9 protein-coding genes are annotated in these 12,426 nt (G+C 72.0%); 6 read left to right on the top strand and 3 right to left on the bottom strand.

The annotated features are described in order from the left end of the window. Positions 1–202: 202 nt before the first annotated feature. The gene (locus ABII15_RS10130; RefSeq protein ID WP_353941951.1) at positions 203–1,189 is read left to right on the top strand and encodes a serine hydrolase; all 987 of its coding nucleotides are present in this window, start codon (positions 203–205) and stop codon (positions 1,187–1,189) included. Here the strand turns inward: ABII15_RS10130 and ABII15_RS10125 are convergent. Further along, positions 1,083–1,928: a DUF4184 family protein gene (locus tag ABII15_RS10125; RefSeq protein WP_353941950.1), complete on the bottom strand. Its 846-nt coding sequence runs from the start codon at positions 1,926–1,928 to the stop codon at positions 1,083–1,085. The two genes, ABII15_RS10130 and ABII15_RS10125, sit on opposite strands and share 107 nt — an antisense overlap. Before the next feature lie 245 nt (positions 1,929–2,173). Here ABII15_RS10125 and ABII15_RS10120 point away from each other — a divergent pair, with 245 nt between their 5' ends. The 3 genes from ABII15_RS10120 to ABII15_RS10110 all read left to right on the top strand — a co-directional run bounded on the left by ABII15_RS10120 (position 2,174) and on the right by ABII15_RS10110 (position 5,307). Next, a complete protein-coding gene (locus ABII15_RS10120) occupies positions 2,174–3,958 on the top strand; it encodes a lytic transglycosylase domain-containing protein (RefSeq protein ID WP_353941949.1) in 1,785 nt (594 codons plus the stop codon). A gap of 170 nt (positions 3,959–4,128) precedes the next feature. Then, positions 4,129–4,263 carry an SPW_0924 family protein gene (locus tag ABII15_RS10115; RefSeq protein WP_353941948.1) on the top strand — a complete coding sequence of 45 codons (135 nt, stop codon included), beginning with the start codon at positions 4,129–4,131 and terminating at the stop codon, positions 4,261–4,263. Positions 4,264–4,311: 48 nt separating this feature from the next. Further along, complete coding sequence (locus ABII15_RS10110; protein WP_353941947.1) at positions 4,312–5,307, top strand: DUF3068 domain-containing protein; 996 nt, start codon at positions 4,312–4,314, stop codon at positions 5,305–5,307. Here ABII15_RS10110 and hrpB read toward each other — a convergent pair. Together hrpB and ABII15_RS10100 are read right to left on the bottom strand one after the other, a co-directional pair. Next, complete coding sequence (hrpB, locus tag ABII15_RS10105; protein ID WP_353941946.1) at positions 5,297–7,819, bottom strand: ATP-dependent helicase HrpB; 2,523 nt, start codon at positions 7,817–7,819, stop codon at positions 5,297–5,299. The two genes, ABII15_RS10110 and hrpB, sit on opposite strands and share 11 nt — an antisense overlap. Before the next feature lie 34 nt (positions 7,820–7,853). Next, positions 7,854–8,708 carry a class I SAM-dependent methyltransferase gene (locus ABII15_RS10100; RefSeq protein WP_353947011.1) on the bottom strand — a complete coding sequence of 285 codons (855 nt, stop codon included), beginning with the start codon at positions 8,706–8,708 and terminating at the stop codon, positions 7,854–7,856. Positions 8,709–9,062: 354 nt separating this feature from the next. Between ABII15_RS10100 and rpsA the strand changes: the two genes are divergently transcribed. Further along, on the top strand, positions 9,063–10,568 hold the full coding sequence (gene rpsA / locus ABII15_RS10095) for a 30S ribosomal protein S1 (RefSeq protein ID WP_353941945.1): 1,506 nt from the start codon (positions 9,063–9,065) through the stop codon (positions 10,566–10,568). A 310-nt stretch (positions 10,569–10,878) separates the two neighbouring features. Further along, positions 10,879–12,405 (top strand): flavin monoamine oxidase family protein, encoded by a 1,527-nt coding sequence (locus tag ABII15_RS10090; RefSeq protein WP_353947010.1) that lies wholly within the window; start codon positions 10,879–10,881, stop codon positions 12,403–12,405. The last annotated feature ends 21 nt before the right edge of the window (positions 12,406–12,426 follow it).

The raw sequence follows: 12,426 nt of genomic DNA, 5'->3' as shown, positions 1-12,426 counted from the left end.
CCGCGCCCCTGAAGCATGCGCTGCGCGCAGCTTCCCCCGATGAGATGGCGCACGCAGTGCGCATCTCAGGGGCGCGGGGAACTGCGCGACCAGCCCCCACCGGCCGTCGGCCGAACGGCGACCGGGATGTGGGGGCTGAACGTGCACCCCCGTTCAGCCCCCACACCGCGCCCCCAGCGGAGCGCCCCCGCACGATGAGCCAATGCCCCGCACCCGCACCCGCACCCGCACCCTCACCCTGACCACCCTCACCCTCGCCGCCCTCCTCAACACCGCCCCCACCGCACAGGCGGCAGCGACAGCGCCCACCTGCCGTGCCCCCAAGCACCCCGCCCTCGCCAAACAGCTCACGCGGGACCTGAGAACGGCCCTCTCCGGACGGCGCGGCAGCGTGTCGATCGCCGTGCACGACGACCGCACCGGACTCCACTGCACCCTCACCCCCCGCACCCGCTACGACGCGGCGTCCGTCGTGAAGGTCCTCATGATGGAGGCCACCCTGCGCCGCGCCCAGAGCCGGCACCGCGGACCGACCGCGTGGGAGCGGAACAACCTCGGCCCCATGATCCGCAGATCGGACAACGCCGCCGCGGGCCGCCTCTGGAACGACCTCGGCCGCACCCGCCTCGGCACGACCCTGACCCAGGCCGGCGCCACCCGCACCCTCCTCGGCCCCTACGGCTACTGGGGCCTGACCCGCACCACGGCCGCCGACCAGCTGCGCCTGCTCGACAGGCTCACCGCCCGGCGCTCGTTCCTGACGGCGACATCACGCGCGTACGGGCTGAAGCTGATGAGCGAGGTGCGCAAGAACCAGCGCTGGGGCGTGCCCGCCGGGATGCCGCGCGGCCTGCGCGCCCACCTCAAGAACGGCTGGCTGCCGCGGGCCACGCACGGCTGGCGCGTGCACAGCATCGGCGCGTTCACCGGCCAGGACCGCACCTACCGCATCGCCGTGCTCAGCCACGACAACCCGTCGATGGCCTACGGCGTGCGCACCGTCGAACGCGTGGCTCAGGCCGTGCACCGCGCGCTCAACAAGGGGCGGGCCGCGGGCATCGGCCTCACCCCGCCGCAGGAGATCAGCGAACAGTCGGACGGCTCGGTTCCGCCGGAGGCCCCGGACGCTCCGGAACGGCCGGCCTGGTTCGCACCCGGAGCAGCAGCGCGTACAGCACGAGCCCGATGACGAGCCCCGCGCCCGCGCCGAAGCACACCGTCGGCACGATCTCCCACGGCTTCCAGACGAGCCCCTCCTCGTCCACGTAGGACAGCCAGCGCACCACCCGCGCCGCCCCGCAGCCGCACGCGCATCCGCCGATCACGACGAGCGCGAGCCACCGCTGCCGGGCGTCGGGCGCGGGCAGGCCGGCCGAGGGGGCGGCGCCGCGCACCGCCCACCACACGAACACGGCGATCACGACGAGCGCCAGCGCCGAACTGCCGTACTGCACGTACCAGTAGAGCGGCGACCCGGCCACGTCCTCGCCGAGCACGGGCAGCAGCCGCGTGCCCCACCGGTCCGGGTGCGTGAACGCGTCCCACACCACGTGGGTGAGCGAACCGAGCACCGCGGAGACGTACCACCACAGCCACCACCCGCGGGCCCGCCCGGGACGGCCGCGCGCCACGGTCCACACCCGTGCGCGCACGGCGCCCGGCAGCAGCGCGAGCAACGGCTCGCGCACCAGCAGCCAGAGCGCCAGCAGCCCCGCCGCGAACAGCGCGTCCACCGTGAACACTCCGGTGAACGAGTGCGTGAACGAGCCGAATTCCATGGCGCCCGGCACCGTGCTCGCCGCGAAATAGGTGAGGTCCGGCGCGAACGAACCGGCCATGAGCAGGGACGGTACGAGCCGCCCCCGCCCCGACCCGTCGCGCCGCACGAACGGCAGGACGGCGGCGGCATGGCTGATGGTGAACGGCACGCTTCTCCCCGGATTGACTCGACGGCGCACGGTGAGGGAGCGTCGAAGCCTACGACAACACTCCACGTCACTTACCTGATGAAACGGTTAATAGCGGGTACGAACGACTGTCCGCGCGCCGGAAGTTGTCGTAGTGTCGGCGGAGTCGTGCGCTGGGGAGTGCGCGACGGCGCCGAGAAGCTCCGCAACCCGGGGTGAACCCGGTGCCCAGGCCGGTACGGGCGATTGCGGGAGGGGTTCGCGGTATGGCGGCGGTTTTCGGCAGGAGGCTGCGCAGAAGCGTGATGACGACCGCGATCGCCGCCGCGGCGGTGGCGGCACTCTCCGCGTCGCAGGCGCCGGGCTTGACCCCGCCCCACGCGGACAGCGGACGCTCGGCGTCGGACCGCTCCGACGACACCCCCGGCACCGCCTCGGGCCCCGACTACTACACCGACCTCCCGCCGCTCGACAGCCCCACCGGCTCCGCGACGCCCCCGCCCGGCACGAGCGGTGGCGGCGGCGGTGGTGGTGGCGCGGCGAAGGCCGAGTCCGGCATCCCCGCCACCGTCCTGGACGCCTACAAGAAGGCCGAGGCCGAGCTGGCGTCGTCCAAGCCCGGCTGCAATCTGCCCTGGCAGCTGCTCGCCGCGATCGGCAAGGTCGAGTCGGGCCAGGCGAGCGGCGGCAACGTCGACGCGAACGGCACGCTGAAGAGCCCGATCCTCGGCCCGCCCCTCGACGGCAACGGCTTCGCGAAGATCACCGACACCGACGGCGGCCTCTACGACGGCGACACGGTCCACGACCGCGCCATCGGCCCCATGCAGTTCATCCCCTCCACCTGGGAGTGGGCGGGCCGCGACGGCAACGGTGACGGCAAGAAGGACCCCAACAACATCTACGACGCGGCCCTCGCCGCCGGCCACTACCTGTGCCGCAAGGACTGGGACCTGTCGAACGCCAAGGACCTGAACAAGGCGATCCTCAGCTACAACAACTCCTCGGACTACCTCGCGACCGTCCTGTCCTGGATGGAGTACTACCGCAAGGGCAGTTACGAGGTCCCCGACGGCACCGGCGTGCTGCCCAAGAACCCGAGCGGCGGCAGCGGCTCCCACTCCTCGCCGTCCCCGACCCCGTCCCCGGGCAACCCGGGCGGCGGCCCGTCGACCCGGCCCGGCTCCGGCGGCTCGTCGCACCCCGGCCCGAAGCCGACCGATCCCTCGAAGCCGCCGAAGCCGACCGACCCCACGAAGCCGACCGATCCCACGAAGCCGCCCGAGACGCCCGACCCCACCGGCTCCGTCACCAAGCTGGCCGACGCGGACACCGGCACGCTCGGTGCGACGGCCGGCGACGCCTTCGCCGAGCGGGTGCAGGTCCGGGCCAAGGACAAGGCGGGCAAGGGCGTCGCCAAGGTGAAGGTGCGCTTCCGGATCGTCGGCAGCACCGACGCCCGGTTCGACGGCGACGCCACGAGCGCCGTCGTCACCACGACCGCCACCGGCACGGCCACCGCGCCGAAGCTCACCGCGGGCGAGAAGACCGGCACCTTCACGATCCGCGCCACCGTCGTCGGCAGCTCCGTGACCGGCCTCGACTACACCGCGAAGGTCACCGAGCGCGCGGCCGACACCCTGGCCCGCACCAGCGACAAGGAACTCACCTGTGTCGCGGGCGGCACCTTCGACGAGGACGCCCTGGTGCTGAAGGCGACGTACAAGGGCGCGGCAGCCGACGGCGTCACGGCCACCGCCACCCTCGTCAAGGCCGAGGACGACCCGGCCGAGGCGACGACGGGCCCCTCCTTCAAGGACGCGGACGGCAAGAGCGTGCGCACCCTCAAGGGCCTCAAGACCGACAAGGACGGCCTGCTCGCCCTCCCGAAGCTGTACGCGGACGACGCCGCCGGCACCTTCCTGCTGCGCGTCACCACGGCGGGCGGCGCGACGCTCACCGTCAAGCTGGAGGTGACGGCCGCCCCGACCGGCACCCCGAGCGACGGCGGCTCCGCGACGACCACGCCGTCCGCGAGCCCGTCCGCGTAACCTCCCGCGCGCAGCGCGCACTTCGAGCCCCCGGCCGACGAACGGCCGGGGGCTCGCGCGTGTGCGGAGCCAGGTCGCGTCGAACGTGTTCTCATCTCTCCCCGGCATTGCTACGGTGCACCGACCCAAGGCCCTGACGGCCCATCAGATCCAGGCTCGGGAGGCCGGACATGCGTGCCCTCATCGCGGCGGCGATCGGTCTTGCCGTGGCCCTCGCCCTCGTCCTCACCATCTCGGCGGTCGGCGCCCCGACGGGCAGGACGTCCCCGAAACCCCTGCTCACCACCGTCCCCGAACACCCGTGACCCGCTGAACCCCTTTCCCCGAACCCGTAGTTGAGGAGGGCCGCCGAGATGCGCCGCAAGGCAAGCCTGATCCTGCTCGCCTTCGCCGTGTTCTTCACGGCGATGTCCCCGCTGATGCGCTGGTACGCGTTCCCCCGGCTGGCGAAGATCCCGGCGAACCAGTACCAGACGATGGTCCTGGAGGCGAAGAACGCCACCCTCGTCGACTACGGCACCATGCAGGCCAAGAAGGTCCCCAAGCTCACCGTCGTGCAGACCCTCAAGGGCAACGTCGAGGCGTCCGACAAGATCGAGAAGAGCGCCGGGCGGGACGTCGTCGTCTGGGACGGCCTCAGCTACATCGTGGGCCCCGACGGCAAGTTCGTCTCCCAGATCCCCGAGCGCTACATCTTCGACGCGCACAGCCAGGAACCCGTGCACGCGACCGGCGAATCCGTCGACGGCGACCCGGTCACGCGCGAGGGCATCGAGTTCAAGTGGCCGTTCCTGACCGAGAAGCGGGACTACGAGTACTTCGACGCCCGCGCCCGCATCACCCGCCCCATCCACTACAAGGACACCGAGGACTTCCGCGGCGTCACCGTCTACCGCTTCGAGCAGACCATCCCCTGGACCAAGGTGCCCTTCCCCAAGAAGATGCCGGTCAAGGGCATCACGGCCGAATCCGTCGCCAAGACCGGCACCGAGATGTGGTACACGACCGTACGCACCTTCCTGGTCGACCCCACCACCGGCGCCCCCGTCTACGGCGAGGAGAAGCACAAGGAGGAGATGCGCGGCGGCACCCTGCTCGGCGGCGACGGCAAGAAGGTCACCGCGTTCGCCGGCGACGTGAAGATGCGCGAGGACTACATCAAGGACACCGTCGACCTGGTCAAGTCCCAGCGCACCCTGGTCCTGCTCCTCACCTCCTACCTCCCCTGGGGCTTCCTGATCCTCGGCGTCCTGCTGCTCGCCCTGGCCCTGTGGCTGGAGGCCCGCGGCCGCCGTCCCGGCGAGCCCGAACCGCACGCACCGGCCGAGCCGGAGCCGGTCAGCGTCTGAGCCGCGCGTTCGTGTGCCGGGTCGGCTCCGCCGTCGCCGGGTCCTCCGGCCACGGGTGCTTCGGGTACCGGCCGCGCAGATCGGCCCGCACCGACCGGTAGCCGTCCCGCCAGAACGAGGCCAGGTCGGCGGTGACGGCGGCGGGCCGCCCGGCGGGGGAGAGCAGGTGGACGAGGACCGGCACCCCCGCCACGGCCGGCGTCTCCTGGAGCCCGAACATCTCCTGCAACTTCACCGCCAGCACCGGCTGTTCGGGATCGGCGTAGTCCACCCGCACCGACGACCCGCTCGGCACCGTGATCCGCTCCGGGGCCAGCTCGTCGAAGCGCGCCGCGTCCCCGCCCGCCCACGGCAGCAGCCGCCGCAGCGCCGCCCCGGCGTCGATCCGGGCCAGATCCGCGCGCCGCCGGGCCCGCCCCAGCTCCGGCTCCAGCCAGTCGTCCACGCGCGCGTAAAGGGCCTCGTCGCTCACGTCCGGCCACGGCTCACCGACGTGCCGCCGCAGGAAGGCCAGCCGCTGCCGCAGCGCGTCCGCCTCCCGCCCCCAGCGCAGCAGCCCGAGCCCCTCCCGTCGCAGCCCCTCCAGCAGCCCCTCCCGTACGAGGGCGGGGGACGGGTCCCGCAGCGGTCGCACCGTCAGCTCGACCGCCCCGAGCCGGATGACGTGCCGGGCCACCAACTCGCCGTCCGACCAGACGACTTCGTCGCCCTCCGACGCCAGCTGTGCGGCGGCCCACCGGGCGGTCTCCTCGTCGACCACGGCCCCGAGCCGCACGCGCGCGTGCCCGGCGCCGACGGGCCGGTCGGCCACGGCGACGGCCAGCCACGCGGCGTCCCGCAGCGCGGACCCGTCCCCGACGTCGGCCCGGGTGCCCGACGCCATCAGATACGACCCGCCCGAGCGCCGCGCCACCCGCTCCGGGAACGCCAGGGCGGCGACGATCCCGGCGGCGCGCTCGTCGGACAGGGCGGCACCGCTCCCGCCGGGCCCCTCGGACGCGACCCGGGAGAGCCGCCGCACCTCCGCGGCCCACCGCCCGGCATACGCGTCGCCCCCGCGCCGGGCGAGCCGCAGGGCCTGCCCGAGATCGTCCCCGTAACCGCGCGGCGGCTCCTCGCTCAGCAGGGCGACGACCTCGGCGGCCCGCCGCGCGGACACCACCGGCGCCGCGTCGACCAGCGCGCGCCCGAGCCGCGGATGCAGCCCGAGACGCGCGAGCCGCTGCCCGCGCTCCGTCACCCGCCCCGAACCGGCCGCGACCGCCCCGACCGCCACCAGCACCTCGCGCGCCGCCGCCATCGCCCCGCCGGGCGGCGCGTCGAGCAGCGCCAGACCGGACGCCTCCGGATCGCCCCAGCACGCCACTTGGAGCGCGAACGCCGTCAGGTCCGCCACCTTGATCTCGGGCGAGGGGAACCGCGGCAGCCGCCCGTCCTCCGCCTCCGCCCAGCACCGGTACACCACCCCGGGCGCCTCGCGTCCGGCGCGGCCCGCGCGCTGCGTCCCGGCCGCGCGAGACGCCCGTACGGTCGTCAGGGCGCTCAGCCCGCGCGCGTGGTCGACGCGGGGCTCGCGGGCCAGACCGGCGTCCACGACGACCCGCACCCCCGGCACCGTCAGCGACGACTCCGCGACGGCCGTGGCCAGCACCACCCGGCGCCGCGCGCCCGCCGAGAGCACCGCGTCCTGCACGGCGGCGGGTGCCCGCCCGTGCACCTGGAGCACTTCGATGTCGGCGCTGTCCCCGCCGGGACTCCCCAGTTGTCCGGCCACCCGCGCGATCTCGCCGACGCCCGGCAGGAAACACAGCACGTCGCCCGGCCGTTCGGCCAGCGCGCGCCGCACCACCGACGCCACGTGTGTCAGCAGCGCCGGATCCACCCGCATCCCGTGCGGCGGCCGCACCGGCGCGGCCGGTGGCGCCCACACCACCTCCACCGGGTGCGTGACCCCCTCGGCCTCGACGACCGGCGCGTCCCCGAGCAGCCGCGCCCAGCCCTGCGCGTCCGTGGTCGCCGACGCCGCGACCAGTTCGAGCTCCGGCCGCAGCGCCTGGCGCACGTCCCACAGGAAGGCGGCCACGGTGTCCGCGTCGAGATGCCGCTCGTGCACCTCGTCGAGCATCACCACGTCGACGCCGGACAGCTCCTGGTCGCGCTGGAGCCGCTGGAGCAGCACGCCGGTGGTGACGACCTCGACACAGGTGCCGGGGCCGACGGTCCGCTCGCCGCGCACCGTGTAACCGACCCGCTCCCCGACCCGCTCGCCCAGCAGCCACGCCATCCGCCGGGCCGCCGCCCGCGCCGCGATCCGCCGCGGCTCGGCCACCACGACCCGGCGGACCGGGGCGCCCTCGTCGAGCAGGCCCGCGAGGACCAGGGGTACGAGCGTGGTCTTGCCGGTGCCGGGCGGCGCGACGAGCACGGCGGCCCCGGACCCGTCGAGCGCGCGCCGCAGCGCGGGCACGGCGGACCGGACGGGCAGGGCGGAGAGGGCATCACTGCGGATCACGCAGCCAGTCTCCAGCACGCTCGTACGAGAGGTCCTAGGCCCGGTCGTCCCGCTCGCAGACGAGGATCGCGGAGCCCGGGATCAGATTGCCGCGCAGCGGCGACCAGCCGCCCCACTCCTGCGTGTTCCACGCGGGCCACTCCGGCTCGACCAGGTCCACCAGGCGGAAGCCGCCGGCCACCACGTCGCGGACCCGGTCCCCGATCGTGCGGTGGTGCTCGACGTACACCGCCCGCCCCTCGTCGTCCTGCTCCACATAAGGGGTGCGGTCGAAGTAGGAGGCCGAGACGGTCAGGCCCTCGGGGCCCGGCTCGTCGGGGAACGCCCAGCGGATCGGGTGCGTGACGGAGAAGACGAAGCGGCCGCCCGGCCGCAGCACCCGGTGCACCTCGCGCAGCACCCGCACCTGGTCCGCGATGAAGGGGAGCGCGCCGTACGCGGAGCAGGCCAGGTCGAAGGAGCCGTCCCGGAACGGGAGCACGCCCGCGTCCGCCTCCACCAGCGGCACCCGGATCGCGGACCCGTCCTGGATGCGCTGCGCGTGCTGGAGCTGGCGGTGCGAGAGGTCCAGGGCGACGGGCCGGGCGCCCTGCGCGGCCAGCCAGCGCGAGCACTGGGCCGCACCCGCTCCGATCTCCAGGACGTCCTTGCCGGCCAGGTCCTCGGGCGGGCCGAGCAGCTCGGCCTCCACCTCGTCGAGCCCCTCGGGGCCCCAGACGAAACGGTCGTCGCCGAGGAACGTGCCGTGCTCGATCTGGTACTCGTCCGCGTTCCGGTCCCACCAGCCGCGGTTGGCCCGCGCGCTCTCCGTGGTGTCCGCGTCACGCCGGGTGGCCGTGGAGTCCTCGTCGACCGTGTTCGGGGAGGACGACGGGTCGTACGCTTCAATTGGTCCAGACTCTTGGATGATCGGCTCCCTGGTACTAATCTGCGGGCACTGCGGACCTCATGGCCTCGTGGGACGCGATGTGTGCCGGTTATGCGGCGATCCGCCCCGGGTGTGCGCCTTCGCGCATTGACCGTGTCCGGCTGCCCCCGTATGCTACAAGTTGCGCTGCGGGCCTGCGTTCCTCAGACATAGCAGGCTGCGCTCGCATCTGTCGTATGTCCCCTCGGTTGTCGAGGCGCCTCCCGGAAGATCGGGATTCGGCGCTTCCTAGGCTGTCCGGCTTCTTCGGTGCGAAACAGGTCCCGGCGTAGCAGTACCCACCGACTTTCAATGTCCGCCGGAGCCCTTTCCCACATGACGAGCAGCACCGAGACCACCGCCACCACCCCGCAGGTTGCGGTCAACGACATCGGTAACGAGGAAGCTTTCCTCGCCGCCATCGACGAGACGATCAAGTACTTCAACGATGGCGACATCGTCGACGGCGTCATCGTCAAGGTTGACCGGGACGAGGTTCTCCTCGACATCGGTTACAAGACCGAAGGTGTCATCCCGAGCCGCGAGCTCTCGATCAAGCACGACGTCGACCCGAACGAGGTCGTGGCGGTCGGCGACGAGATCGAGGCCCTGGTTCTCCAGAAGGAGGACAAGGAAGGCCGTCTCATCCTGTCCAAGAAGCGCGCTCAGTACGAGCGTGCCTGGGGCACGATCGAGAAGATCAAGGAAGAGGACGGCATCGTCACCGGTACCGTCATCGAGGTCGTCAAGGGTGGTCTCATCCTCGACATCGGCCTCCGTGGCTTCCTGCCGGCCTCCCTCGTCGAGATGCGCCGCGTGCGCGACCTCCAGCCTTACGTGGGCAAGGAGCTCGAGGCGAAGATCATCGAGCTGGACAAGAACCGCAACAACGTGGTCCTGTCCCGCCGTGCCTGGCTCGAGCAGACCCAGTCCGAGGTGCGCCAGACGTTCCTCACCACCCTCCAGAAGGGTCAGGTCCGCTCCGGCGTCGTCTCCTCGATCGTCAACTTCGGTGCCTTCGTGGACCTGGGTGGCGTCGACGGTCTCGTCCACGTCTCCGAGCTCTCCTGGAAGCACATCGACCACCCGTCCGAGGTTGTCGAGGTCGGCCAGGAAGTCACCGTCGAGGTCCTCGACGTCGACATGGACCGCGAGCGTGTCTCCCTGTCGCTGAAGGCGACGCAGGAGGACCCGTGGCAGCAGTTCGCCCGTACCCACCAGATCGGCCAGGTCGTCCCGGGTAAGGTCACGAAGCTGGTTCCGTTCGGTGCGTTCGTCCGCGTGGACGAGGGCATCGAGGGTCTGGTCCACATCTCCGAGCTGGCCGAGCGCCACGTGGAGATCCCGGAGCAGGTCGTCCAGGTCAACGACGAGATCTTCGTCAAGGTCATCGACATCGACCTCGAGCGCCGCCGCATCAGCCTCTCGCTGAAGCAGGCCAACGAGGCCTTCGGCGCCGACCCGTCGGCCGTCGAGTTCGACCCGACCCTGTACGGCATGGCCGCGTCCTACGACGACCAGGGCAACTACATCTACCCCGAGGGCTTCGACCCCGAGACCAACGACTGGCTCGAGGGCTTCGAGACCCAGCGCGAGGCCTGGGAGACCCAGTACGCCGAGGCGCAGCAGCGCTTCGAGCAGCACCAGGCTCAGGTCATCAAGTCCCGCGAGGCCGACGCCCAGGCCGAGGCCGAGGGTGCCGTCGCCGGCGCCGGCGCGGCCCCGGCTGCCTCCGGTGGCGGCGGTTCGTACTCCTCGGAGTCGGACGACAACTCCGGTGCGCTTGCTTCGGACGAGGCGCTTGCCGCCCTTCGCGAGAAGCTGGCCGGTGGTCAGAGCTGAGCTGAGCCCTTCGGGTTCCGCTAGGTAGTTGTTCGGCGGGCCGTACCCCTTCGGGGGTGCGGCCCGCCGTTCTTTTTCGTGCCGCGCCGTCGTGGTTGCTCGCGCCCCTGACAGGGCGCCAGAAACTTGGCCGATACAACAGTTGTCCGTGTGCCGTAACAGGGCATTGCCAGGATCCCCGAGTCACGCAAGATCACTCGGATCTGAGGGAGCCCTGCACATGACGGCAGCACAGCGGCAGACGGCGGGCACGGGAAACAGTCGGCGGGAGTTTCTGCGTAATGTCGGGCTCACCGGTGGGGCGGGGGCCATGTTCGCCACCATGGGCGCCCTCGGGCTCGCTCCCACGGCGCAGGCCGCACAGCGTGAACTCCCTTATCGCGCACCGCGCCCCGGGGACTTCTCGCTCAGTGGGCGGGGCGCCGCGAAGGTGGTGATCGTCGGAGGCGGCATCGCCGGTCTCGCCACCGCCTACGAGCTGGGCAAGGCGGGCTACGACTGTACGGTCCTGGAGGCCAGGGACCGCACCGGCGGCCGCAACTTCACGGTGCGGGGCGGCGACACGACCGTAGACCTGTACGGCAACAAGCAGACCGCGCGCTTCAGCGACGGGCAGTACATGAACGCCGGGCCCGCGCGGCTCCCGCAGTGGATGGTCACCCTCGACTACTGCCGTGAACTCGGCGTCCCCATCGAGGTGTTCACCAACACCAACGCCGACGCCTACCTCTTCAACGAGTCGGCCGGCATGACGAAGCCCGTGCGCTACCGCACCGCCAAGGCCGACGTGTACGGCTACCTCTCCGAACTGCTCGCGAAGGCGACCAACAAGGGGGCGCTCGACAAGGAGCTGACCGCCACCGACCAGGAACGGCTCGTCGACTTCCTGGCCGACTTCGGCGAGCTGGGCGACAAGCTGACCTACGACGGCGGCGAGCGGCGCGGCTACACGACCGTGCCCGCGGCCACCGGGACGCCCGGGGTGCTCCTCGGTGACGTACCGTCCGCGTCCGAGGTGTTCGCGAGCGGCGTCGGCCGGTACTTCTCCTTCGAGTTCGGCTTCGACCAGGCGATGCTCATGTTCCAGCCCGTGGGCGGCATGGACCGGATACCGAAGGCGCTCACGAAGGCCATCGGCGCGCGCAGGGTGCACACCGGGGCGGCCGTCAGCAGGATCACCGACAAGGGCGACCGGGTCGTCGTCACCTACACGCAGGGCGGACGCACCAGAACGGTCGAGGCGGACTTCTGCGTCGGCGCGCTGCCGCCCAACATCCTCGCCAAGATCCCGCACAACCTCGGCTCCGGCGTGCAGAGCGCGCTGGAGGCCATCACCCCGCAGTCCGCCGGAAAGATCGGCCTGGAGTACAAGTCCCGCTGGTGGGAGCTCGACCACCGGATCTACGGCGGCATCACCGAGACCGACATGGACCTCAGCCACATCTGGCACCCGTCGTACGGGTTCCACGGCGAGCGCGGCGTCATGATCGGGTACTACAACTACGGCGGCGACGCGGACGCGTACGCGAAGCTGAGCCCGGCGGCGCGCGAGGCACGGGCCGTCGTGCAGGGCGTGAAGATCTACGGCGAGAAGTACCGCACGGAACTCGCCACGTCGTTCTCCCACCACTGGCGGCAGACCCCGCACCTGGAGGGCGCCTGGCACAACACCCCCGGTGGCCCCGACGACCCGCGCTACAAGCCGCTCAACGAGCCGACGGGCCGCGTCTACTTCGCCGGTGACTGGCTCAGCTACACCGACGCCTGGCAGCACGGCGCGTTCACGTCGGCGCGCAGGGCCGTGACCAGGCTGCACACGCGCGTGATGGCGGGCTGACGTGTAAGCGGGTGCCGAGAA

The sequence above is a fragment of the Streptomyces sp. HUAS MG91 genome (assembly GCF_040529335.1).
Classification (GTDB): Bacteria; Actinomycetota; Actinomycetes; order Streptomycetales; family Streptomycetaceae; genus Streptomyces; species Streptomyces tabacisoli.
This window is presented reverse-complemented; position numbering and strand designations above follow the sequence as displayed.